The organism is Bacteroides sp. AM23-12, from assembly GCF_003434395.1.
GTDB classification, from domain to species: domain Bacteria; phylum Bacteroidota; class Bacteroidia; order Bacteroidales; family Bacteroidaceae; genus Bacteroides; species Bacteroides thetaiotaomicron.
Genome location: NZ_QTLF01000019.1, coordinates 56,942 through 82,530, shown reverse-complemented (window position 1 = coordinate 82,530; position 25,589 = coordinate 56,942). Strand labels below are relative to the sequence as shown.

The 25,589-nt window shown below is 45.1% G+C and carries 21 protein-coding genes and 1 tRNA gene; 11 read left to right on the top strand and 11 right to left on the bottom strand.

The annotated features are described in order from the left end of the window. Positions 1-19: 19 nt before the first annotated feature. Together DW640_RS15620 and DW640_RS15615 are read left to right on the top strand one after the other, a co-directional pair. Positions 20-694: a glycosyltransferase family 32 protein gene (locus DW640_RS15620; protein WP_008766953.1), complete on the top strand. Its 675-nt coding sequence runs from the start codon at positions 20-22 to the stop codon at positions 692-694. A gap of 595 nt (positions 695-1,289) precedes the next feature. Beyond that, entirely contained in the window at positions 1,290-4,886 is a 3,597-nt protein-coding gene (locus DW640_RS15615) for a glycoside hydrolase family 38 C-terminal domain-containing protein (RefSeq protein WP_117578652.1), read from the top strand. 264 nt (positions 4,887-5,150) lie between these two features. On the opposite strand, the gene DW640_RS15610 is transcribed toward DW640_RS15615, so the two are convergent. The 4 genes from DW640_RS15610 to DW640_RS15595 form a co-directional block, all read right to left on the bottom strand. Further along, the gene (locus tag DW640_RS15610) at positions 5,151-7,412 is read right to left on the bottom strand and encodes a GH92 family glycosyl hydrolase (RefSeq protein WP_070750582.1); all 2,262 of its coding nucleotides are present in this window, start codon (positions 7,410-7,412) and stop codon (positions 5,151-5,153) included. 175 nt (positions 7,413-7,587) lie between these two features. Further along, positions 7,588-8,259 carry an RluA family pseudouridine synthase gene (locus DW640_RS15605; protein WP_008766957.1) on the bottom strand — a complete coding sequence of 224 codons (672 nt, stop codon included), beginning with the start codon at positions 8,257-8,259 and terminating at the stop codon, positions 7,588-7,590. A gap of 9 nt (positions 8,260-8,268) precedes the next feature. Next, positions 8,269-9,015 carry a 3-oxoacyl-[acyl-carrier-protein] reductase gene (gene fabG, locus DW640_RS15600; protein ID WP_008762708.1) on the bottom strand — a complete coding sequence of 249 codons (747 nt, stop codon included), beginning with the start codon at positions 9,013-9,015 and terminating at the stop codon, positions 8,269-8,271. A gap of 16 nt (positions 9,016-9,031) precedes the next feature. Further along, entirely contained in the window at positions 9,032-9,622 is a 591-nt protein-coding gene (locus tag DW640_RS15595) for a TetR/AcrR family transcriptional regulator (protein ID WP_048698567.1), read from the bottom strand. A 238-nt stretch (positions 9,623-9,860) separates the two neighbouring features. On the opposite strand from DW640_RS15595, the gene DW640_RS15590 reads away from it, so the two are divergent. After that, positions 9,861-9,933 (top strand) — tRNA-Met (locus DW640_RS15590). Between the two features lie 321 nt (positions 9,934-10,254). On the opposite strand, the gene DW640_RS15585 is transcribed toward DW640_RS15590, so the two are convergent. From DW640_RS15585 to rhaB, 7 genes are all read right to left on the bottom strand, one after another. Continuing rightward, entirely contained in the window at positions 10,255-10,686 is a 432-nt protein-coding gene (locus tag DW640_RS15585) for a DUF4890 domain-containing protein (RefSeq protein WP_011108962.1), read from the bottom strand. A gap of 124 nt (positions 10,687-10,810) precedes the next feature. Beyond that, the gene (locus DW640_RS15580; RefSeq protein ID WP_008762705.1) at positions 10,811-11,710 is read right to left on the bottom strand and encodes an AraC family transcriptional regulator; all 900 of its coding nucleotides are present in this window, start codon (positions 11,708-11,710) and stop codon (positions 10,811-10,813) included. A 142-nt stretch (positions 11,711-11,852) separates the two neighbouring features. Beyond that, positions 11,853-13,007: a lactaldehyde reductase gene (gene fucO, locus DW640_RS15575; protein ID WP_008766959.1), complete on the bottom strand. Its 1,155-nt coding sequence runs from the start codon at positions 13,005-13,007 to the stop codon at positions 11,853-11,855. Between the two features lie 95 nt (positions 13,008-13,102). Continuing rightward, on the bottom strand, positions 13,103-13,912 hold the full coding sequence (gene rhaD, locus DW640_RS15570; protein ID WP_008766960.1) for a rhamnulose-1-phosphate aldolase: 810 nt from the start codon (positions 13,910-13,912) through the stop codon (positions 13,103-13,105). A 12-nt stretch (positions 13,913-13,924) separates the two neighbouring features. Next, positions 13,925-14,944 carry an L-rhamnose/proton symporter RhaT gene (gene rhaT, locus DW640_RS15565; protein WP_008762702.1) on the bottom strand — a complete coding sequence of 340 codons (1,020 nt, stop codon included), beginning with the start codon at positions 14,942-14,944 and terminating at the stop codon, positions 13,925-13,927. Between the two features lie 3 nt (positions 14,945-14,947). Further along, positions 14,948-16,204 (bottom strand): L-rhamnose isomerase, encoded by a 1,257-nt coding sequence (locus DW640_RS15560; protein ID WP_008762701.1) that lies wholly within the window; start codon positions 16,202-16,204, stop codon positions 14,948-14,950. A gap of 59 nt (positions 16,205-16,263) precedes the next feature. Then, a complete protein-coding gene (gene rhaB / locus DW640_RS15555; protein ID WP_008762700.1) occupies positions 16,264-17,721 on the bottom strand; it encodes a rhamnulokinase in 1,458 nt (485 codons plus the stop codon). Between the two features lie 233 nt (positions 17,722-17,954). Here rhaB and DW640_RS15550 point away from each other — a divergent pair, with 233 nt between their 5' ends. From DW640_RS15550 to DW640_RS15515, 8 genes are all read left to right on the top strand, one after another. Continuing rightward, positions 17,955-18,428 carry an arginine repressor gene (locus DW640_RS15550; RefSeq protein WP_008762699.1) on the top strand — a complete coding sequence of 158 codons (474 nt, stop codon included), beginning with the start codon at positions 17,955-17,957 and terminating at the stop codon, positions 18,426-18,428. A 25-nt stretch (positions 18,429-18,453) separates the two neighbouring features. Continuing rightward, positions 18,454-19,032, top strand: a complete 579-nt coding sequence (locus tag DW640_RS15545; RefSeq protein WP_008762698.1) for a GNAT family N-acetyltransferase — start codon at positions 18,454-18,456, stop codon at positions 19,030-19,032. A gap of 13 nt (positions 19,033-19,045) precedes the next feature. Next, complete coding sequence (locus DW640_RS15540) at positions 19,046-20,254, top strand: argininosuccinate synthase (protein ID WP_008762697.1); 1,209 nt, start codon at positions 19,046-19,048, stop codon at positions 20,252-20,254. Beyond that, positions 20,251-21,219, top strand: coding sequence for an N-acetyl-gamma-glutamyl-phosphate reductase (gene argC / locus DW640_RS15535; RefSeq protein ID WP_008766963.1), 969 nt, complete (start codon positions 20,251-20,253; stop codon positions 21,217-21,219). Before DW640_RS15540 ends, argC begins: the two co-directional genes overlap by 4 nt. 13 nt (positions 21,220-21,232) lie before the next feature. Further along, positions 21,233-22,354 (top strand): aspartate aminotransferase family protein, encoded by a 1,122-nt coding sequence (locus DW640_RS15530; protein ID WP_008762695.1) that lies wholly within the window; start codon positions 21,233-21,235, stop codon positions 22,352-22,354. A gap of 134 nt (positions 22,355-22,488) precedes the next feature. Further along, the gene (gene proC / locus DW640_RS15525) at positions 22,489-23,262 is read left to right on the top strand and encodes a pyrroline-5-carboxylate reductase (protein ID WP_016269833.1); all 774 of its coding nucleotides are present in this window, start codon (positions 22,489-22,491) and stop codon (positions 23,260-23,262) included. Between the two features lie 39 nt (positions 23,263-23,301). Continuing rightward, the gene (locus tag DW640_RS15520) at positions 23,302-23,856 is read left to right on the top strand and encodes a helix-turn-helix domain-containing protein (RefSeq protein WP_048698562.1); all 555 of its coding nucleotides are present in this window, start codon (positions 23,302-23,304) and stop codon (positions 23,854-23,856) included. Between the two features lie 7 nt (positions 23,857-23,863). Continuing rightward, complete coding sequence (locus DW640_RS15515) at positions 23,864-25,519, top strand: AMP-binding protein (RefSeq protein ID WP_061473583.1); 1,656 nt, start codon at positions 23,864-23,866, stop codon at positions 25,517-25,519. Positions 25,520-25,589 lie beyond the last annotated feature (70 nt).

Below are 25,589 nucleotides of genomic sequence, written 5' to 3'. Positions count from 1 at the left end.
TTTAAAAATAAAATAAATAATGATCCCAAAGAATATACACCTTATCTTTCTACGCAAAGATGAACCGTTCCCCGAACTATTCGAGAAATGCAAACAAGAAATACAAGTCAATCATCCGGACTGGAATATCCGCCTATATAATAAGGATGATGCACAGGATATATTAAATCAAGATTTACCTGAATACATCGAAGCCTATAATGCATTCTATCACAATGTACAAAAAGCAGACTTCTTAAGATTAGCCCTTGTATACCTCTATGGAGGATTCTATATGGATTTAGATATGTTAAGTTTAAAGCCACTTGATGAGTTGAGAAAGTATAATTTGGTTTTAGGAGAAGAGAAAATTGTCTGCCAGGCAGAGCAAGAAGCCTTGAATTTAAGATATCGACTTCGAATAGCCAACTATATGTTCGGTGGAATCCCTAAACATCCTTTTTTACACAGAATAATGGATGAAATGGCAGAAAGAGCCACAATAATCTTAAAATCGCAACAGGAGATTTTAGACATAACAGGTCCCGGCCTACTAACAGACACATATTGGGATAACTATGGAATGTATACAGACATCACATTATTAAGAAATACAGATAAAAGGTGCAGGCAACCTTATCACAATGAAATCTCATGCCACTTTGGAGATTATGCAGCTCATCTGCATGCCGGGACATGGAGAACGGGAATTTGAGTTTATATAACCAAGTTATGCAAGAAAAGCTATTTTATCAACAAACACTAAAAGAATCATTGTAAATTTCTTTTCTACATCAACTGCAATAAACGTAATGACCGGGAAACAAATGGAGAGCATATCATGGGAGTTATTACCGCAACATCTAAAAAACATGATAAGATAAAATGGTCAGAGAGTATTGATACTGGTTTGTCATTGCCGACACCTGCTGTACTTTCATTGTTCACAAACATATATTATAGAATGATAATCAGCTACTTATCTTATACCCTAATTATCCATAGAGTACTCTGAACAGACAAAATATATTTGCCTACATATTGGCACTACAAAGGACAGCTAATCATTCGAAATCCGCTATATTTGGACACGTTTTGAATGACAAAAAGCTTCTTGAGCAATCATTCTTTATGACTGACAAGATGCAGCCCGAACCGGACAAGAATACTTTCTAGATGTAAAGTGGTGCCAAAAAGGTAAATATCCGTGCCATTTCCATAAAGAAGTACTATTCTAAACCCTAATAGAATTAATTCCATTAGTTTTGTATAAATTTGTAAACTACTAAACTTGTTAAAAATAAACCATGATGAACAAAAAAGTAATTGCCGTAGCCCTCGCCCTTGCCTTAGCAGGAGGAAGCTATGCACAAGATGACACCGCGAAGAAAAAGGTGAAAGCCTATATGGTGTCGGACGCCCACCTCGACACCCAGTGGAACTGGGACATCCAGACAACAATCAACGAATATGTCTGGAATACCATTAGTCAGAACTTATTTCTGCTAAAGAAATATCCCGAATACGTTTTCAACTTTGAAGGGGGAGTGAAGTATGCGTGGATGAAGGAATACTATCCCGAACAGTATGAAGAGATGAAGAAATTCATCGAGGAAGGCCGCTGGCATATCGCCGGAAGTAGCTGGGAAGCAAGTGATGTGTTGGTTCCTTCCGTCGAAGCCTCCATCCGTAACATCATGCTCGGACAGACGTACTACCGGCAAGAGTTCGGAAAAGAAGGAACGGATATCTTCCTGCCGGACTGCTTCGGATTCGGATGGACGCTTCCCACCATTGCCGCACACTGCGGACTGATCGGCTTCTCTTCACAGAAACTGGACTGGCGTAATCATCCCTTCTACGGAAAGAGCAAGCATCCGTTTACCATCGGACTCTGGAAGGGCATTGACGGCAAACAAGTAATGCTAGCCCACGGATATGACTACGGACGCAAATGGAACAACGAAGATCTCTCGAAGAATAAAGATCTGGAAAAATTAGCCCAACGTACTCCGCTCAATACGGTCTACCGCTATTATGGAACAGGGGACATCGGTGGTTCTCCTACTCTGGGTTCGGTACGTTCTGTAGAACAGGGAATCAAAGGTGATGGTCCGGTAGAGGTGATCAGTGCTACCAGCGATCAGTTGTTCAAAGATTATCTGCCGTTCAACAATCACCCGGAACTGCCGGTATTTGACGGAGAGTTATTGATGGATGTTCACGGAACAGGTTGCTATACTTCGCAGGCAGCCATGAAGCTGTACAACCGGCAAAACGAACAGTTGGGCGATGCAGCAGAAAGAGCGGCGGTCGCTGCCGAATGGTTGGGTACTGCCAGCTATCCGCAACACACGCTGACGGAGGCATGGAAACGTTTCATCTTCCATCAATTCCATGATGACCTGACGGGAACGAGTATCCCCCGTGCCTATGAGTTCTCATGGAACGATGAACTGATCTCTCTAAAACAATTCTCACAAGTACTGACTTCTTCCGTCAACGCCATTGCCGGACAGATGGATACACGCGTGAAAGGAACGCCTGTCGTTCTTTATAATGCAAACGCTTTCCCGGTATCGGACTTGACAGAGATCATCCTCGAACAGCCTAAAACCCCGAAAGGCTTCACTGTATACAATGCACAAGGCAAGAAAGTCGCTTCGCAAATGATCGGTTACGAGAACGGACGTGCTCACATCCTGGTTGCAGCGTCACTGCCCGCAAACAGTTATGCAGTGTACGATGTCCGCACCGGAGGATCTGAAAAAACGATCTCTCCTTCAGCCGCCTCAGCCATCGAAAACTCCGTCTACAAAATCACACTGGATAAAAACGGAGATATCATCTCACTGACCGACAAGCGCAACAACAAAGAACTCGTAAAAGATGGAAAAGCGATTCGCCTGGCACTCTTCACCGAAAACAAGTCGTACGCATGGCCTGCATGGGAAATCCTGAAAGAGACCATCGACCGTGAACCTGTCTCCATCACAGACGGCGCAAAGATCACTTTAGTGGAAAACGGCGCACTCCGTAAAGCACTCTGCATTGAGAAGAAGTATGGCAAATCGCTCTTCAAGCAATACATCCGCCTCTACGAAGGCAGCCGTGCCGACCGCATAGATTTCTATAACGAAATAGACTGGCAGTCAACAAACACGCTGCTGAAAGCAGAGTTTCCTCTGAATATAGAAAATGAAAAGGCTACTTACGATCTGGGAATCGGCAGCGTGGAAAGAGGCAATAATGTACAGACCGCTTACGAAGTATATGCGCAGCAATGGGCAGACCTGACCGATAAGAACAACAGCTACGGTGTATCGATCCTAAATGACAGTAAATATGGCTGGGATAAACCGGATAACAACACGATCCGTCTGACTCTTCTCCATACACCGGAAACAAAAGGAAATTACGCTTATCAGGATCACCAGGACTTCGGCTTCCATACATTTACTTATAGCCTCACAGGACATAACGGAGCACTTGACAAACCCGCCACCGCCATCAAAGCTGAAATTCTGAATCAGCCGATCAAAGCCTTCAGCAGTCCGAAACATGCCGGAACACTAGGTAAAGAATTTGCTTTTGTACGTTCAAGCAACGATCAAGTCGTTATCAAAGCGCTGAAAAAAGCGGAAGTATCCGATGAATATGTAGTACGTGTATATGAAACAGGAGGCGCAGCTCCGCAACAGGCAGCCATCACCTTCGCCGGTGAAATAGAGAAGGCAGTACTTGCAGACGGTACGGAAAAAGAGATCGGCAGTGCTGACTTCAACAAGAACCAGCTGAATGTATCCATCGCTCCCTACAGCATACAGACATTTAAAGTGAAACTGAAGAAAAAAGCTGATCTTCAAGCTCCGGCATGCGCTTATCTTCCTTTGGACTATGATCGCAGATGTTTCAGTTGGAATGCTTTCCGCAAAGAAGGGAACTTCGAATCGGGCAACAGCTATGCAGCAGAACTTCTCCCCGACTCCATCCTGAAAGCCGACGGCATTCCTTTCCGCTTGGGAGAGAAAGAAATTGCCAATGGTTTGACTTGCAAAGGCAATGTACTTCAGTTGCCAACCGGACATTCTTACAACCGTATCTATTTCCTGGCAGCCTCTGCCGGTGAAGATGCAGTTGCTACCTTCAGCACCGGTAACAACTCACAGGAAATCACCGTACCTTCCTATACCGGATTTATCGGTCAGTGGGAACATCTGGGACATACGGAAGGCTTCCTGAAAGATGCAGAAATCGCTTATGTCGGCACTCACCGTCATGCTTCTGACAAAGATGAGGCTTATGAGTTTACGTATATGTTCAAGTTTGGCATGGATATTCCTAAAGGAGCGACTACGGTTACTTTACCGGATCATGCAGATATCGTATTATTTGCCGCAACGCTGGTTAACGAGAAGTATCCGGCAGTAACTCCGGCTTCGGAATTGTTCCGCACAGCCTTGAAAGCAGGCAACGGAGAAGAAGCGACAAGTAAAGCAAACCTGTTGAAACAAGCCAAACTAATCAAATGTTCCGGTGAAACCAACGAAAAAGAAGTTGCAAGATATGCCGTAGACGGTGATGTGAAGACGAAATGGTGTGATACAAGCACGGCTCCCAACTACATTGACTTCGACTTCGGAAAGGAACAGACGATCCGTGGATGGAAGTTGGTAAATGCCGGAAATGAAGGCAGCGTCTTTATCACTCATACCTGCTTCTTACAAGGCAGAAACAGTCCGGACGAAGAATGGAAAACGATTGATGAACTGAGTGATAACAAGAAAAACACGGTAGTTCGCCAGTTTAAGCCAACTTCGGTACGTTACGTCAGACTGCTGGTTACACAGTCTACACAAAACAACAGTCTGAAGGCTGCAAGAATCTACGAGTTGGAGGTTTATTGATAAACCGAAAATAAAACAGAAGTAATATCTCACAAACAAAAAGAAGGCGTATCAAAAGTCAAAAGTAACTAAACCCTCCTCCTTCAGGAAGGAGGAGTACCCGTAGGAGGGGAGTTTAGTTACTACTGACTTTTGATACGCCTTCTTTTTTCATCTCCATATCTGTCATTGACAATAAGAAAACGCCTTCAAATATATGCTTCCGCAAACACTTGAAGGCGTTCATCATCCTAACCAATACCTATCCTAAAAACTATTTTTTACCTATTTATTCAAAACGATCGGCCTATTGGCAGAAGCTTTACCAAAATTCTTGGCAGGCTTTTTGCCCATCTCAAATTTTAAAGTACTGCCGTTAATTATATCATCGTACGTAATATAACTTTTATGATAAGGTTTGCCATTCAGATAAACCTTCTGAATATAGATATTATCTTTACTATTATTCGGTGCTTCAACAGTAAACACTTTACCACCACGCACTTTCACTTCTATCTTTTTAAAACGAGGACTGCCGAATGCAAACACACCGTCAGACGGATTCACCTGATAGAATCCCATAGCAGAAAGGAGATACCATGCAGACATTTGTCCACAGTCTTCATTACCGATGATACCGTCCGGCTGATCTGTGTAGAAGTCGCTCATGATGAAACGAACCTTTTCCGCTGTTTTCCACTGTTCGCCGGCATAGGTATAGAGATAGGCTATGTGATGGCTCGGCTCATTGCCATGCGCATATTGTCCGATCAGACCGGTGATATCACTGGAAGCACCTTCACCCATACTGTCATTGTTCGTAAAGAAGCTGTCGAGCTTCGATGTAAACGGCTTGTCACCGCCAAACAGGCTGATCAATCCATACGGATCTTGCGGAGCGAAGAATGTATATTGCCATCCGTTGCCCTCACAGAAATCGCCGACTCCGTGAATAGAACGTGCCGGATCGTACGGAGTACGCCATGAACCGTCTTCCAGTTTCGGACGGATGAAATGGATAGAAGAATCGAAATAGTTCTTATAGTAATGGGCACGCTTCGAGAATGTCTCATAATCAGCCGTCTTCCCCATCTTTTGTGCCATAGCGGCGATTCCCCAGTCATCTACTGCATATTCCATAGCGATGGAAGTAGCTTCGTGGATTTTATCAGCAGGGATATATCCTTTGGCCATCACGTAAGGAACTCCGTTCTGCCCTTCATAAGTTGCTGTCGCTTTCATAGCCGTCAAGGCTTCTTCCGCATCAAATCCGGTAAATCCTTTCAGATAAGCATCTGCAATCACCGGAACAGAGCTATATCCCGGCATACAATTTGTTTCGCCGCTCATCAAAGGCCAGATAGGAAGTTTATCCTGTTGCCGATAAATGGAAAGCATTGAATTAATTACATTGTCCACCATTTCGGGCTGAATGATAGTCATCAGAGGATTCAAGGCGCGATAAGTATCCCAAAGGGAGAGAGTGGTATAATTCGCTTTCTTCGGGTCTGTGTAAATCATATCATTCATCCCCCGATACTCACCATTGACATCACAATACAATGTAGGAGCGATCATGGTATGATAGTGTGCGGTATAAAACACACGTTTGGCAGCCTCATCGTCTGATTCTACGGTCATCTTATCCAACTGTTTGTTCCAGCGGTCACTGCTCATCTTCACCACCTTGTCGAAGTCCCAGTGAGAAAGTTCCGCTTGCAGGTTCATCGCTGCATTGTCACAACTTACGGAAGAAATAGCCACTTTAATCTTTACTTCTTTCACATTGCCGAAAGTAAGCACACTTTTCACCGATTCTACTTTCAGTTGATCCCAAAGTTTGGGGGTATTATCGTCATAAGCCGTAAATTTCTCGATCTTCTGATCGCTCTTCAGCACAAAGTATACTTTTCGCGACGGGCTCCACCCTCTGACATACCGATAACCTTCCACTGTATAGTCATCTACTTTGCGGATATAGCTGTCGTATGCATTGGAACCGTTTCCTTCACGCAGGTCAATCAGTATAGAGGCCGGTTTTCCTTCGGGATAGGTATAACGATGAAAACCTACCCGGTCAGTAGCTGTCAGTTCGGCCTTGATATTGTATCTGTCCAGAATTAAAGAATAATATTCCGGACGGGCTATCTCATTGTCATGTGAGTATTTCGACGCATAACCGTCACGTATATCATCCTGGTTACCTCTGGGAGTACGGATTTCATTGAGAGGCATAATCAGAATATCCCCCAGATCGGTACATCCCGTACCGCTTAAATGAGTATGAGAAAAACCAATCAGAATACTGTCGGAATAATGATATCCCGAACACCAATCCCAGCCTTTATGAATATTGTTGGGTCCGAGTTGCACCATGCCGTACGGAACACTCGTTCCGACAAATACATGCCCGTGAAAACCGGAGCCGATATAAGGATCGACATACTGTAACAATCCCTCACTCTTTGAATAGTCCTGTTTTGCCACTCCGCTCGTTGCCAGACCTAAAAAGCAGGAAGCAGCCATTAAAAGTTTAAATGCGTTCATCTGTATTTTTCTTGTTAATTCGAAATTGTTTCATGGTAGGATTTACTTCATGAATTATAGTTTTCATGATGCAAATATAAACTCTATTTCGATACTATCAGGCTGTCGCCAGAGTTTACCGAATGGATGGCAGGGATATTTACTCTTTTGGCAAAAGAAAAAGGACTTGCACTGACTAAAGCAGTTCAAATCCTTTCCATAAATTTCCTTCGGGAAGAGGAGCTTCGAGCTCTATCAGCTCTTTTGAGACGGGATGGATGAATCGTACCTTCCGCGCATGCAGGCAAATACTGCCATCGGGATTGGAACGCGGAGCGCCATATTTAAGGTCTCCTTTAATGGGACATCCCATTTTTGCCAACTGGCAACGAATCTGATGATGACGTCCGGTTTTCAAGTCTACTTCAAGCAGATAGTAATTCTCCGAATGTCCGATCAGCCGATAATTCAGAATCGCTTTCTTGCTATTCGGCACTTCTTTGTCATAAGCAAAACTCTTGTTCTGCTTCTCGTTACGTGCCAGATAATGCACCAATTCACCTTCCGGCTCTTTGGGGGCATTCTTTACTACTGCCCAGTAAGTCTTTTTCACTTCACTGGTACGGAACATCTCGTTCAGACGAGTGAGTGCCTTACTCGTTTTGGCAAAAATAACAAGGCCGCTTACGGGGCGGTCCAGCCGGTGTGTCACACCGATGAAAACATTTCCGGGTTTCTGATACTTCTCTTTCAGGTACTGCTTCACAGTTTCCGAAAGCGGTGTATCGCCCGTCTTGTCTGCCTGGACAATCTCGGAAGCGGTCTTGTTGACTACAATTATATGGTTGTCTTCGTATACGACAGTCATACTGTTCGATTACATATTCATACCACCATCTACCTGAATCACCTGACCTGATACGTAAGAAGACATATCTGATGCCAGGAAGGTAGCGATGTTTGCCACATCTTCAGGAGTACCGCCACGACGCAAAGGAATTTTCTTTGCCCATTCAGCTCTCACTTCGTCAGAAAGAGCAGCAGTCATATCTGTCAGGATGAATCCCGGAGCAATGGCGTTGGCACGGATGCCACGAGAGCCCAGTTCTTGTGCGATAGACTTGGCCAATGCAATCATGCCGGCTTTGGAAGCAGCATAGTTAGCCTGTCCCGCATTACCGTGAACACCCACTACAGATGCCATGTTGATAATGCTACCAGCTTTCTGACGCATCATAACAGGTGTACAAGCGTGGATGAAGTTAAATGCAGACTTCAGGTTCACATTGATTACCATATCCCATTGTTGTTCGCTCATACGCATCATCAGACCGTCACGAGTGATACCGGCATTGTTCACCAGAATATCGATACGTCCGAAGTCCTTATGGATTTCTTCTACGACCTTTGCAGTATCTTCAAAGTTAGCAGCGTTAGAAGCATAACCTTTGGCTTTCACACCCATTGCTTCCAGTTCTACCCTTGTTTTTTCTGCATTTTCGTCAATGACCAGGTCAGTAAATGCAATGTTTGCACCTTCGGCAGCAAACTTCAGAGCGATAGCCTTGCCAATACCACGGGCGGCACCGGTTACAATGGCTGTTTTTCCGTCTAATAATCCCATACTAAAAGTTATTTAATTAAATTTCTGTTCTATGCAGTGCGCCAAACACAATGTTGGACACATATTTATTTCTTGTTTCTTCGTCCAGATGAGCTCCTATATGCCCACGGATATAAGGAACTTCAATTCCCTTCACACAGTAATGTATCAAATCGGCAGTCATCTCCACATCATCAATGTGAAACACTCCTTTCGCCTGTCCCTCCAACAACACAGCTTTAAAAATCTGGATTTCTTTCGCATCAAATTTCTTTCGCACTTTTTCTACCCGCCATATATCACGGAAGAAATAAGCACGCAGGGTTCCATTCCGATAAACGACCTCCTTTACTGCATCCAATCGGGTATATATCAGTTCCAACAGTTTGTCGTCCGGCGAAATGTTTTTATCAGCCACCCTCTTCATCATATCCGACAAGATATCCAATTCCGATTCTACAACAGCCAAATAGATTTCATCCTTACTTTTAAAATAGGTATAAAGCGTTCTTCTACCTTTTTTCGAAGCGAGGGCGATATCATTCATCGTAGTGTTCTCCACCCCCATCTTTGCAAAAAGCTGGCGGGCAACGTCTACTAACTTGGCTTTCGTTTTTGATACGGTCATAGGTTATACAAATTGCACATTGCTGAATATTTTGAGCAAAAGTAATTCTTTTCTTTAGACCACACAAGAAAACGCACAGAATATTAACATTTGTATATTAATAGGTACTAAAAAAAGTTCCATCAATACCTCTCTCATTTTCAGCACAATATAGATAATTCGATCTTTTTTCTAAAAAATAATTGGAGAATAATTTGTTTTATTCAAGAAAAGCCGTACCTTTGCACCCGTTAAACATCGCGGAGTGGAGCAGTTGGTAGCTCGTTGGGCTCATAACCCAAAGGTCATTCGTTCGAGTCGGATCTCCGCAACTTACTAAAGAATCGCTTTTTAAGCGGTTCTTTTTTTATCTCTCTCCGGTAAGATTCTACTGATTACAGTTCCTTTATTCACAACCCCAATCTTATATTAACCACGTTATCAACAAAGTTATTAACAGGTTAATTAATTAGTAACAAACAAATTAACTATATAAGAGACTCATTTTTAAACAAGCAGGATGTGACTTGTTCACAACCTCAAAAAGCAAAATAAGAATCACCCGAATACAAAAAAGATACTACCTCAAAAATCAGTAGTATCTCCTTAATTCTTCTTCCGAAAGGAAGTACATCCATTCATTACAATCTATATTACCCTTGTCTTTTTTGCCGGTTCTGACGCCCTTCTTTCATCTGTTTCTCACGTTCAGCCTGTTTTTTCACATAGCTATCGTATTGTTCTTTAGTCATAATCTTCTTCAACTGGGCATCATAATCTTCACGGGACTTCTTCATTTCCGCCATCTTCTTTTCCCGCTCTTCCTTAGTCATCTTGGCAGCTTTATTATCTTTCGAACGTCCGCCCTGATTAGCAGCCATCTTTTGCACCCATGTAAGGTTGACATCCTGTAATTGTTGCTTTTGATCTTCATTCAAAGAGTATTCTTTCACCATACGCTCTGTCATACGTTCCGCACGGGTTTTCGGATCCATCTGTTGTCTTCCACCCTGGCGATTTCCTTGTGCCATTGCCACACCACTCATCAGTAGCAAAGCTACCATCCAAAATACGATTCTTTTCATTTCTTTTTTCTTTTATAGTTAATCTGATAATAAACCGATTGCATCATTGCAATATTATATTTGACCAGATTAAAACGGAAAGGTTAAATCACATCGAGGAGATTAACAATAAATAACTTTATGTTTATTCTTCCCGACCGAACGAGCGGTATTCAAGCGGAGTAAGCCCGGTACGTTTTTTGAAAAAGGAGAAAAAATATTCGGTAGACTGGAAGCCCAGAAAAAAAGAAATTTCTTTTACTGACTGGGAAGTTCCCACCAACATTTGCTTGGCTTTACGAAGTTTCAGTTCCTGAAAATATTTGGCGGGTGCATAGCCGGTATATTCCTTAAAAACCCTGCGGAACCATGAGTAACTGATATTCAGTCTCATCGCCAGTTCCTCCGGATCAATATTGCCGGATACATTTTCATTCATAAGTATCTTTGCCTGCTCGATCTTCTGATCGACATCACTCATCTCGAAGACCTTATTCTTGGAAATCGAAAGAATCATACCAATCATGTGAAGTACGATTCCGGAAAGGTATTGCTGGGCAGATATTTTATCCGCTTCTGCCACTTCCAAAGCGCGGGAAAACAAAGATACCAGTTCTTCATTAATACCGACTTCCAATATCTGTCTTTCCTGAGAAAGAAAGGCATCGCCCACAATCGTATCAATCGCCGGACCTTCAAAACCAATGTAATATTCCGTCCATCCGGTCTGCCGCAATGGATAATAAGTATGCCACTGTCCGGGAAACAACACCATCAGCCGACCTTTACAAACTTGTCTTTCAGGGGTAGAATCGGAAGAAAACAAACCGCGCCCTTTTGTAATATAGACCAATTGATATTCCCGCAATACTCTTCCTTTTTCGGCATTGAAATAGTAACCGGACGGATGCTCCTTCAGCGGATAAGGAGAATCGGGAGGGATAGACTGATAGCCAACCGTATTCACCCACAGACCGAATTTGCGGTCCATGTCATTAACTATCAAGTATTTAAATTCTAATCCCAGATTATTATCCTCAGTCATACAGGCGTGTTTTCATACAATTGAATTGAACAAAAGTAGGAATTATTTTCAAAAAACACACGCTAAACAGTAAAAAAAACATCCGGAGCACCTGTCCAGATCCTCCGGATGCTTATAAAAAACAAACCTTATACAATTAAAATCAGAATGCTTTCCGATATAATACTTCAATCTCCGCTACTGACGTAGGACGCGGATTACCACCTGTGCAAACGTCATTGAATGCAGCCACCGCCAATGCCGGAATATCCTCTTCCTTCACATTGATTTCATGCAATTTCTGTGGGATACCGATACTCAGAGAAAGCGCTTTCACTGCCTCGATAGCCGCCTTCACACCTTCAGTTTCTGTCATACCGTCTGTATTGACGCCCATCGCCTTGGCAATATGGATATATTTCGGAGCAGCCGGAGACTCAGCATTGTACTCCATGACATAAGGTAACAACAGCGCATTGGCAACGCCGTGAGGAGTATCATAGAAAGCGCCCAACGGGTGAGCCATGGAATGTACGATTCCCAAACCTACATTGGAGAATCCCATGCCGGCAATATATTGAGCCTGCGACATTGCTTCGCGGGCAACTGTGTCTTTACCGTTATCTACCGCCGCTTTCAAGTTCTGAGCAATCATTTCAATCGCTTTCAGTTCGAACATATCGCTCATAGCCCATGCACCCGGAGTTATATAACTTTCGATGGCGTGAGTCAGCGCGTCCATACCTGTAGCGGCAGTCAGTCCTTTCGGCATGGAATACATCAGTTCCGGATCTACAATAGCTACAGCAGGGATATCGTTCGGGTCTACACATACCATTTTCTTGCGTGCATCTTCGTCGATAATCACATAATTGATAGTCACTTCAGCAGCAGTTCCGGCAGTAGTAGGCAATGCAAAGGTAGGAACAGCCTTATGTTTGGTATCAGCCACACCTTCCAGAGATTTCACATCGGCAAAATCCGGGTTATTCACAACAATACCAATCCCCTTTGCCGTGTCGATAGAAGAACCACCACCCAAAGCTACGATAAAGTCTGCACCGGAAGCCTTATAGGCAGCCACACCATTCTGCACATTAGCAATGGTAGGGTTAGCCTTTACATCACTATAAAGTTCATACGGAATATGATTGTCATCAAATACTTTAATGATTTCGGCTGCAACACCAAATTTGATAAGGTCTTTATCTGTTACGAAAAAGGCTTTCTTAAAGCCACGTCTGGCTGCTTCCACAGCAATTACACTCCGGCATCCTGCACCGAAATAAGAGGTCTCATTCAGAATAATGCGATTCATAGTTGTGTCATAATTTTAAAGTTACCGCAACATTCTCCATCGATAGAAAATGCTGCGGTCGCTAAAGTAGATAAATTCAGTGATTAATACAAGTATTATTTAGGAAGATTGAAAGCAACGGACATTTCTTTCATTTGTTCCTGACTCATACCATCCGGTTCGAAGCCCATATTCTTCGCAGCAATATAGATCAGCGCCGACTTATTCAGCACGTCAATCTGATCAAAAGCCTGCATAGCATCGCAGTCTACGGCAAAAACACCGTGTTTTTCCCACATGACTACATCATAGTCCTGCAATTCCTTGATAGTGGCTTCCGCCAACTCTACCGAACTAGGCAATTTATAAGGAATGATACCCAGACCTCTCGGACAGAACGCCTTCGTTTCAGGAATCATACTCCATAACAGATTGGTTGCCACATCTTTCTGAAGGAACTTCTCGCAATGAGTCATGGCAATCAGTTCGATCGGGTGAGTATGGACAGATGCTTTATAAGGAGAATTCTTGCTCAGCAAATCATTGTGTACGCTCAGGTGGGAAGGCAGTTCCGAAGTCGGCGCCACCGCTTCGTCGGCAATGATCACATAGCTGGCGCAATCATCTAAAATGCGAATCACCGAACCATTTTCCATCGGCCAGCGAGCCAGATCACGCATGCGTTTGTTGGTTCCTTTGCAATAAAAGTAACATCCTTTCAGATAAGGCAATGTAACGCCAATGGATTTTACTTCGCTAATCGGTTCCATCCGACGGATTTCATCGTCTACAAACTCTGTGATATTTACGGTGATATTACCACCGTTACGTTCAGCCCATCCTTTTTGCCACAAGTATCCGGCAACTTCAGCTACCTTGTTTACTTCTTTGGCAAGTGCCGGACGATTTTCTAAAATTGATTTCATATCTATTTATTATTAAAACAAGTTCGGGAATACCAGCGAGAAGATCAAGACTACCAAACCACAGATCAACACTGTGATTGTTTTGGCAGATACTCCTTTCCACTCTTTCAGGATGATTCCCCATACATTACTAAAGGTTACGTTCAGCGCCATCAGGATACACCATGAGAAAGCCAGCAACACGGGACTTTCCGTGAGGAAGCTCTTACCCATTTCCAATCCGAAGAACTGCATATACCACAGCACACCTGCCAACGCACAGAAGACGAGATTGTTACCCCATACCTTTCCTTTGGCATAGTCACCGACAGACTTATTAGCTATATTCTGCTGCAGGCAGTAAGCGGCATTTGTCATGAATCCGCCTAAAGTCACGAGGAAGATAACAGGAAGACCTGCATAAAGTCCATCCACACCACCTGCCAAAGCAGCTTCCTTGATAGGAGTTCCGGCATCCAGTCCCAAAGCAAAGCAGGCACTCATCACACCCGCAAGAAGTGCTACCAGCAAACCTTTTGTCAATGCAAAGTCTTTTACGGCAGCCCGTTTTTCTTCTTCGCTCATATTCTGTGCACGCAAGCCACCGGCATAACCAATGATAGCAATACCCGCCAGCGTAATACAAACTCCTAGAAGAAGAATCAGTCCGTTACCTTCGAACAGATTGGTTCCGGCGAAGATGGCAGGAAAAAGGGTTCCGAATCCGGCACAAGTACCTAATGCGATACTTTGTCCAAGCGCAACACCCAGATAACGCATGGAGAGTCCGAAAGTCAATCCGCCTATTCCCCATAATACACCATAAAAGATGCTCATTCCAGCACCTCCGGCTCCCCACAAGTCGAACAAACTGCCTCCTGCGGGTATCCCCAGCAGTGATCCCAGGAACGGGAACACTAACCAGGCAAACACACCTTGTACTAACCAGAAGCTTTCCCAGCTCCATTCCTTCACCTTTTTAATAGGTACATAGGAACTGGACTGGCAAAAGCTACCGATGGCTATAATCAACAAGCCTATTAGAATATCCATCACTTATCGTTTAGAAGTTACTTCCGCTTCGTACTTTTCGATTTCTGCAATGAAATCTTCGCCTACCGGAACGTTGTTCTTCAAGCAGAACATATCCCATACTGCATTCCATGGAAGCGCTTTCTCTTCTTCGAGCAGAGCCAGACGCTGGAATCCCTGTCCGTTAGCTTCGTATTCACGCAGCTTGGCAATCGGTTCGAGCAAAGCACGTGTCATACATTTCTGAGCAGCACGGCTACCGACAACGTAAGCACCGATACGGTTGATAGAAGCATCGAAATAGTCGAGACCGTAGTGTACGCGTTCCAACGCACCGCAACGAACAATTTCACTGAACAGTTCCATTGTAGGATCATCCATAATGGTTACGTGGTCGGAATCCCAACGAACCGGACGGCTTACGTGCAGCATCAATTCGGGCACATAAAGCAAAAGAGAAGATACTTTGTCGGCAACACTTTCAGTCGGATGGAAGTGACCGGTATCCAAAGTTACCATCTTATTACGGGATGCGCCATAACCGATGTAGAAGTCATTGGAACCTACTGTATAGCTTTCCAGACCGATACCGAATACTTTTGATTCAATACAGTCTTTCATGTTTTTATATTCAGTAGCAAATATCTGATCCAGAGAATCTTTCAACAATGCACGATATTTCATGCGGTTTACAGTGATATCCTTGCTTCCGTCATGTACCCAAAGATTCATGATACACGGGTCACCCTGCGCCTTACCCATTTCTTCGGCAACGGCACGACAACGTTTGGTATGCTCAATCCAGAACTGACGGATGCCCTCATCCGGATTAGACAGTGACAAATCACCAGATTTCGGATGTGAGAATGAAGTAGAGTTGAAATCGAGTTTCATGTTATGCTCTTTACCCCATTCAATCCAGCTCTTGAAATGTTCAGGCTCTACCTGATCGCGGTCTACCACTTTACCTTGAAAATCCCCGTAGATTTCGTGCAGGTTCAAACGGTGTGTACCCGGAATATAAGAAGCGGCTTTCAGAATGTCGGCACGCAGTTCATCAATATTGCGAGCTTTGCCCGGATAATTACCGGTTGCCTGAATACCTCCGCTCAGTGCACCTGCCTGCACTTCAAATCCCGTTACATCATCAGCCTGCCAGCAATGAAGTGACAAGTGGAAGTCCTGCATGGTTTTCAGTACCTTTTCAGTATCTACACCTACTGCTGCATAGCGTTCAACAGCAATCTCATACGCTTTCTGAATCATTTCTTCTTTTTTCATGATATTCTATTATTAAAAGTTAATATTATTCTGTCGGTTATTTCTTGATTCTCCGGAATTTATCGAACGCAGTTTTTAAAATGGATATAAGCCGCATCCCAGGCTGCCATATCCTGTGGGTGATAAGTCTTCAACGGAATTGAACGGCTTATCAACTGACGCATACCGGCAACATCCGTCGCCTCTCCCATCGTCATTGCCTGAATCATGACATTACCGATAGCTGTTGCCTCAGACGGTCCTGCCACAACCGGGATGCCGATAGCATTAGCAGTAAACTGATTCAACAAGTCATTACGGCTACCTCCACCGATCACATGCAGAGTTTCGATAGGACGAGGAGAAAGCGCACGCAAGTTCTCCAACACCTGACGGTAACGCAAAGCCAGACTCTCAAAGATACAACGTACTATTTGTCCACGTTGCTCAGGAACCGGCTGCCCAGTAGTCCGGCAATATTCACGAATGGCCTGTTCCATATCCGCAGGATTTGCAAAACAGTCGTCATCCGGATTGATTAAACTACGGAATGGTTCACACGAATCCGCTTCGGTTATTAATTCCGGATAGCTCGTATCTCCCCAATTCAGACGGCAACGTTCCAGCAACCACATTCCACAAATATTCTTCAAAAGGCGAATTGTGCCTTCTACGCCACCTTCATTCGTAAAGTTCAAAGCCTCTGTTTCAGCAGTGATTACCGGTGCATCTGTTTCCACCCCCATCAGCGACCAAGTACCGCTACTCAAATATGCGAAATTACGATCAAGTGCGGGAACAGCTGCTACAGCAGATCCGGTATCATGTCCGGCCACCGCAATCACAGGAATTGCCCCCAATCCTGTTATCTTTTGCACTTCTTCAGTCAATGTTCCTATCTTCTCACCTGGGAAGACAAAACGACCGAAATTCTCTTCTTGCAGTCCGACTGCTTTCAGCAACTCCGGTTCCAGACGTTGCGTATGTGCATTCACTAATTGGGCAGTGGAAGCAATGGTATATTCGGTTACCATCTTCCCGGTCAGCATATAGCTCAACGCATCCGGCATAAACAGAACTTTGTCTGCTGCCTCCAATGCACTGTCATGATTGCGACGCAAAGTATCTAATTGGAAAAGTGAATTAAAATTCATTACCTGAATACCAGTTTTACCATATACCTCGCTACGAGAGATACGAGAGAAAAAGGCTTCCGGTGCTCCTACCGTATGCGGATCACGATATGCATAAGGCTGGCGAAGCAGGTTTCCATCTTTTCCAAGGAGGACGAAATCTACTCCCCATGTATCTATACCGATAGAGGCAATAGATTCGCCACGGTGAGCTACCAATTTCAATCCGTCGATAATGTGACGGTATAATGCATAAATATCCCAATAGAAATGTCCACCCACCTCGATCAAGTGGTTAGGAAAACGATTAATCTCCTCCAGATTTAATCCGCCTTCAATAAAAGAGCCTAAGATTGTACGGCCGCTTGTTGCGCCCAGGTCGACTGCAAAAAAGTTCTGTTTCATGGTATTTTGTCTATATATTTAAGGTATCCATTTACCTACATTGCAAAGATAGGCGGTTCCTTCCTCCTTTTCCTTACGCATTTTGATAGAAAGGATGTGCATTTTGACACAAATCTGCATAGCCAAACCTTACATCAGTATAAATTTTACTTTTTATGCAAAAAAAGCATGATTTATGCATGTTTTCTCCGAAATAATGCATAATTTTGCGCCATTCTTAGAATAATTATACAATGAAGAAGAAAGCAAATCGGTTAGACGCCATCAAAATGATTATCTCAAGCAAGGAGGTAGGCTCGCAGGAAGAACTACTGCAAGAGCTGAACCGTGAAGGCTTCGAACTGACACAAGCCACCCTCTCCCGCGACTTGAAACAACTGAAAGTAGCCAAAGCTGCAAGTATGAACGGCAAGTATGTATATGTATTGCCGAATAACATCATGTATAAACGTTCCACTGACCAGAGTGCCGGTGAGATGTTGCGCAACAATGGATTTATCTCCCTACAGTTTTCCGGCAATATAGCTGTCATCCGTACCCGTCCCGGTTACGCCAGCAGCATGGCTTATGATATCGACAACAATGAGTTCAGCGAGATTCTGGGAACCATTGCCGGTGACGATACCATCATGCTGGTTCTGCGTGAAGGAGTAGCCACAAGCAAAGTACGTCAGCTTTTGTCGCTCATCATTCCGAATATCGAATAACTATACCTATATTATATATAAAGAAATGGACACTCAACAAATAGATGTTATGGTAGCCGACGCCTCACATGAGGTTTACGTTGACACTATTTTGGAAACTATCAGAAATGCTGCTGCCGTACGAGGAACCGGAATCGCAGAGCGCACACACGAATACGTAGCGACTAAAATGAAAGAGGGCAAAGCAATAATCGCGCTCTGTGGCGACACATTCGCAGGTTTCACCTATATCGAATCATGGGGAAACAAGCAATACGTAGCAACCTCCGGTCTGATTGTACATCCCGATTTTCGCGGATTAGGATTGGCAAAGCGCATCAAACAAGCATCTTTCCAACTGGCACGTCTCCGATGGCCGAAAGCTAAGATTTTCAGTCTGACATCCGGAGCCGCAGTGATGAAAATGAACACCGAACTAGGATATGTCCCCGTCACTTTCAATGAACTGACAGACGACGAGGCTTTCTGGAAAGGATGCGAAGGCTGCACCAACCACGATATACTGGTAGCTAAAAACCGTAAGTTCTGCATCTGCACAGCCATGCTGTACGATCCGACAGACCCGCGGAACATAAAAAAAGAACAAGAAAGAAATAACATTTAATATATACAGCACTATGGAAGAAAAGAAGAAAAAAGTAGTGGTGGCATTCAGCGGCGGACTGGACACATCGTTCACCGTCATGTACCTCGCTAAAGAAAAAGGTTACGAAGTATATGCAGCTTGTGCCAATACGGGCGGTTTCAGCGAAGAACAGCTGAAGACAAACGAAGAAAACGCCTACAAACTGGGAGCAGTGAAATATGTAACATTGGACGTTACTCAGGAATACTACGAAAAGAGTCTGAAATATATGGTTTTCGGAAATGTGCTGCGTAATGGTACTTACCCGATCTCTGTCAGCTCGGAACGTATCTTCCAGGCATTGGCCATCGCACGTTATGCCAACGAAATCGGTGCGGATGCCATTGCCCACGGTTCTACCGGAGCAGGTAACGACCAGATTCGTTTTGACATGACTTTCCTTGTACTGGCTCCGAATGTAGAAATCATCACGCTGACCCGTGATATGGCATTAAGCCGTCAGGAAGAAATCGACTATCTGAACAAACATGGTTTCAGTGCAGACTTTACCAAGCTGAAATACTCTTATAACGTAGGTTTGTGGGGTACATCCATCTGTGGTGGCGAAATCCTCGACTCCGCACAGGGATTACCGGAAACAGCCTACCTGAAACACGTGGAAAAAGAAGGCAGCGAACAACTCCGTCTCACTTTCGAAAAGGGAGAACTGAAAGCTGTCAATGACGAAACATTCGATGATCCGATCCAAGCTATCCAGAAGGTAGAAGAGATCGGTGCCGCATACGGTATCGGACGTGATATGCACGTGGGCGATACGATTATCGGCATCAAAGGCCGTGTGGGTTTCGAGGCTGCCGCTCCGATGTTGATTATCGGTGCTCACCGCTTCCTCGAAAAATACACATTGAGCAAATGGCAGCAATACTGGAAAGATCAGGTGGCCAACTGGTACGGAATGTTCCTCCACGAAAGCCAGTATCTCGAACCGGTGATGCGTGACATCGAAGCCATGCTTCAGGAAAGCCAGCGTAACGTTAACGGTACGGCAATCCTCGAGCTCCGCCCGCTTTCTTTCTCTACCGTCGGTGTAGAATCGGAAGACGACCTCGTGAAAACGAAGTTCGGCGAATATGGTGAAATGCAGAAGGGCTGGACAGCCGAAGATGCTAAGGGCTTTATTAAGGTAACTTCTACTCCGCTGCGTGTTTACTACAATAACCATAAAGACGAAGAGATATGATTAAAGCAGGAATCATTGGTGGCGCAGGATATACAGCAGGCGAATTAATCCGTCTGCTGCTCAACCATCCGGAAACTGAAATCGTATTCATCAACAGCAGCAGTAATGCCGGAAACCGAATCACCGACGTACACGAAGGACTATACGGAGAAACCGACCTGAGATTTACCGACCAGTTACCTCTGGACGCAATAGATGTACTATTCTTCTGTACCGCTCATGGTGACACGAAGAAATTCATGGAAAGCCACAACGTGCCGGAAGATTTGAAAATCATCGACCTCTCGATGGATTATCGCATCAAGAGTGACGATCATGACTTCATCTACGGTCTGCCGGAACTGAACCGTCGTGCTACCTGTACGGCGAAGCACGTAGCCAACCCCGGTTGTTTTGCTACCTGCATCCAGTTAGGTTTGCTTCCGCTAGCCAAAAATCTGATGTTGACAGGCGATATTTCGGTCAATGCCATCACCGGAAGTACCGGTGCCGGCGTGAAGCCCGGCGCTACTAGTCATTTCAGCTGGCGTAACAATAACATCAGTATATACAAGGCCTTCGATCATCAGCACGTGCCGGAAATCAAGCAATCACTGAAGCAGTTGCAGAACAGCTTCGATTCAGAGATCGACTTTATTCCTTATCGGGGAGATTTCCCGCGCGGCATCTTTGCCACTCTTGTCGTAAAAACGAAAGTTGCACTCGAAGAAATCGTTCGCATGTATGAGGAATATTATGCAAAAGACTCCTTCGTGCATATTGTAGATAAGAATATAGACTTGAAACAAGTCGTAAATACCAATAAATGTCTGATACATCTGGAGAAACATGGTGACAAATTACTGATTATCTCCTGTATCGACAACTTGCTGAAGGGTGCCAGCGGACAAGCAGTTCATAACATGAACCTGATGTTCAACCTGGAAGAAACCGTAGGATTACGGCTGAAACCTTCCGCTTTCTAAAAACAGAAGAATTATGAAATTATTCGACGTATATCCTTTATATGACATCAATATAGTCAAAGGACAAGGCTGTAAGGTATGGGATGAGAACGGTACGGAATATCTGGACCTCTACGGAGGCCATGCCGTCATCTCCATCGGACACGCGCATCCCCACTATGTGGAGATGATCAGCAATCAGGTAGCAACCCTTGGTTTCTATTCAAACTCGGTGATCAATAAGCTGCAGCAACAAGTAGCCGAACGATTGGGAAAGATTTCCGGTTATGAAGACTACTCGCTGTTTCTGATCAACAGCGGAGCCGAAGCCAATGAAAACGCGCTGAAGCTGGCTTCTTTCTATAACGGACGCACCAAAGTCATTTCTTTCAGCAAAGCCTTCCACGGACGTACATCCCTTGCAGTGGAGGCTACGAACAACCCCACCATCATTGCTCCGATCAACAACAACGGTCATGTGACCTATCTCCCTCTGAATGACATCGAAGCGATGAAGCAGGAACTGGCGAAAGGTGACGTATGCGCTGTTATCATCGAAGGAATACAAGGAGTGGGCGGTATCAAAATACCGACTACCGAATTTATGCAGGAACTTCGCAAGGTTTGTACCGAAACCGGAACGATTCTGATTCTGGACGAAATCCAGAGTGGATACGGCCGTAGCGGAAAATTCTTTGCCCATCAATACAACCATATCCAGCCAGACATCATCACCGTAGCCAAAGGCATCGGAAACGGATTCCCGATGGCAGGTGTACTGATCAGCCCGATGTTCAAGCCCGTCTACGGACAACTGGGAACTACATTCGGCGGAAATCACCTGGCCTGCTCGGCAGCCCTTGCCGTAATGGACGTCATCGAACAGGACAATCTGGTAGAAAACGCAAAGGCAGTCGGTGACTACCTGCTGGAAGAACTCAAGAAATTCCCGCAAATCAAAGAAGTGCGCGGACGCGGACTGATGATCGGACTCGAATTTGAAGAACCGATCAAGGAATTGCGCAGCCGCCTCATCTACGACGAACACGTATTTACGGGAGCCAGCGGAACGAATGTACTCCGTTTATTACCCCCTCTCTGCCTCAGCATGGAGGAAGCGGACGAGTTCCTTGCCCGTTTCAAAAGAGTACTCTAACTGATATTTGATTAATAAACAGCGAACAAAAAGCAGCCTCGAACAGAAAAACAGTTCTTATTCAGGCTGCTTTTTGTTTTTTCGCAATTTACCGTTACCTTTGTCTGTAAGAATACATTAAAAAAGAAGCGCATATGAAAATAGCTATTATCGGTGCAGGAAACATGGGTGGTTCTATAGCCCGCGGCCTGGCAAAAGGAAGTCTGATAGCAGACTCAGATATCATTGTATCCAACCCCAGCGCAGGCAAACTGGAGAAACTGAAAGAAGAATTTCCGGGCATTTCCACCACTCTGAGCAATACAGAAGCGGCAACGGGAGCGGATGTTGTCATTCTCGCCGTGAAGCCCTGGTTTGTGGAGTCCGTCATGCGCGAGCTGAAGCTGAAGAGCAAACAGACGCTCGTATCCGTAGCGGCTGGTATCAGTTTTGAAGAACTCGCACACTTTGTGATAGCTCCGGAGATGCCGATGTTCCGCCTGATTCCGAACACTGCCATCAGCGAACTGGAAAGTATGACGCTTATCGCGGCACGCAACACGAACGATGAACAGAACCAGTTTATGCTCCGTCTGTTCAACGAAATGGGAATGGCCATGCTCATCCCCGAAGATAAGATAGCCGCCACCACGGCACTGACTTCCTGCGGCATCGCTTACGTATTGAAATACATCCAGGCAGCCATGCAGGCCGGCATCGAAATGGGCATCCGTCCCAAAGATGCGATGGAAATGGTGGCCCAGTCCGTCAAGGGAGCCGCCGCATTAATTCTGAACAATGACACCCACCCCAGCGTAGAAATCGACAAAGTGACTACTCCGGGCGGAATTACGATCAAGGGAATCAACGAACTGGAACACAACGGATTTACCTCCGCCGTCATCAAAGCGATGAAAGCATCCAAATAATACCGCAAAATTATTAATAATCAAAAAACAACCACTTGTATGAATGACCAAATTAAACAGATCGCAGAACGCCTTCGCGGATTACGTGACGTACTGGAACTAACGTCTGAAGATATCGCCCGCGACTGCGACATATCTGCCGAAGAATACCAGCTCGCAGAGACAGGACAATACGACATTTCCGTTAGTATGCTACAAAAGATAGCCCGTACCTACAATATCGCACTGGATGCTTTGATGTTTGGCGAAGAGCCGAAAATGAGCAGCTACTTCGTGACCCGTGCCGGCAAAGGAGTCAGCATCGAACGTACCAGGGCTTACAAATACCAGTCACTGGCGTCGGGCTTCATGAACCGCACCGCCGATCCTTTCATCGTCACAGTCGAACCGAAAGGAGACGATGAGCCGATCCATTATAATCACCACAACGGACAGGAATTCAACCTGGTGGTTGAAGGCCGTATGCTGATCAACATCGAGGGCAAAGAAATCATCCTGAACCAAGGAGACAGTATTTATTTTAATTCAAAACTTCCACATGGCATGAAAGCGCTCGATGGCAAAACGGTACGTTTTCTGGCCGTAATTATGTAATAACGTTATGGTAGAAAGATTTTTAGCACAGACTAGCTTTGCCTCACAAGAGGATTTCATCAAGAACCTGAAAATAAACGTACCGGAGAATTTCAACTTCGGCTACGATGTAGTAGACGCCTGGGCTGCCGAACAACCCGACAAGAACGCTCTGCTCTGGACCAATGACCAGGGCGAAAGCCGTCAGTTCTCCTTCGCCGATATGAAACGCTATACGGACATGACGGCCTCTTACTTCCAGGGCCTCGGCATCGGTCGCGGAGACATGGTGATGCTGATTCTAAAGCGTCGCTATGAGTTCTGGTACAGCACCATCGCCCTGCATAAGCTGGGAGCAACGGTGATCCCCGCCACTCACCTGCTGACAAAGAAAGATATCATCTATCGCTGCAACGCTGCCGACATCAAAATGATTGTGGCTGCCGGCGAGGGAATCATACTGCAACACATCAAAGATGCTCTTCCCGAGTGTCCGAGCGTGGAAAAGCTGGTCAGTGTAGGTCCGGAAGTTCCGGAAGGATTCGAAGATTTCCATCAGGGAATCGATAACGCTGCCCCTTTCATCCGCCCGAGACATGCCAATACGAATGACGACATCTCACTGATGTACTTCACTTCCGGCACTACCGGTGAACCTAAAATGGTAGCACATGACTTTACGTATCCGTTAGGCCATATCGTTACGGGTAGTTTCTGGCACAATCTGGATGAGAACAGCCTCCACCTCACCATCGCCGATACCGGCTGGGGAAAAGCCGTATGGGGAAAACTCTACGGACAATGGATCGCCGGAGCCAACATTTTCGTCTATGACCACGAAAAGTTCACGCCCGCAGCTATTCTGGAAAAGATACAGGAGTATCAGGTGACTTCCCTTTGCGCACCTCCAACCATCTTCCGTTTTCTGATTCATGAAGACCTGACTAAATATGACTTGTCTTCACTGCGGTATTGCACCATTGCCGGAGAAGCACTGAACCCTGCCGTATTCGAAACCTTCAAGAAACTGACAGGCATCAAGCTGATGGAAGGTTTCGGACAGACGGAAACGACACTGACAGTTGCCACCATGCCTTGGATGGAACCGAAACCGGGAAGCATGGGACTGCCCAATCCGCAGTATGACGTAGACCTGATCGACAGTGAAGGTCGCTCCGTGGAAGCCGGAGAGCAAGGACAAATTGTGATCCGTACCAGCAAAGGCAAACCTCTCGGACTTTTCAAAGAGTACTATCGGGATGCGGAACGTACACACGAGGCTTGGCACGACGGCATTTACTACACAGGTGATGTAGCATGGAAAGACGAAGACGGATACCTTTGGTTTGTAGGACGTGCAGACGACGTAATCAAGAGTTCCGGTTACCGTATCGGCCCGTTCGAAGTGGAAAGCGCTTTGATGACGCACCCTGCCGTCATAGAATGTGCTATCACCGGAGTACCCGATGAGATTCGCGGACAGGTAGTTAAAGCTACTATCGTATTGTCCAAAGACTATAAAGCACGTGCCGGAGAAGAACTGATCAAGGAATTGCAGAACCACGTCAAGAAGGTGACTGCTCCTTATAAATATCCGCGTGTGATTGAGTTCGTTGACGAACTGCCCAAGACTATCAGCGGCAAGATTCGTCGCGTGGAAATTCGCGAGAACGATGAGAAATAAGGCATAAAACCCATTTATAAAAAAGCCGGCTGCAAAGGATTGCAGCCGGCTTTTCTTTTCACTATCTGTA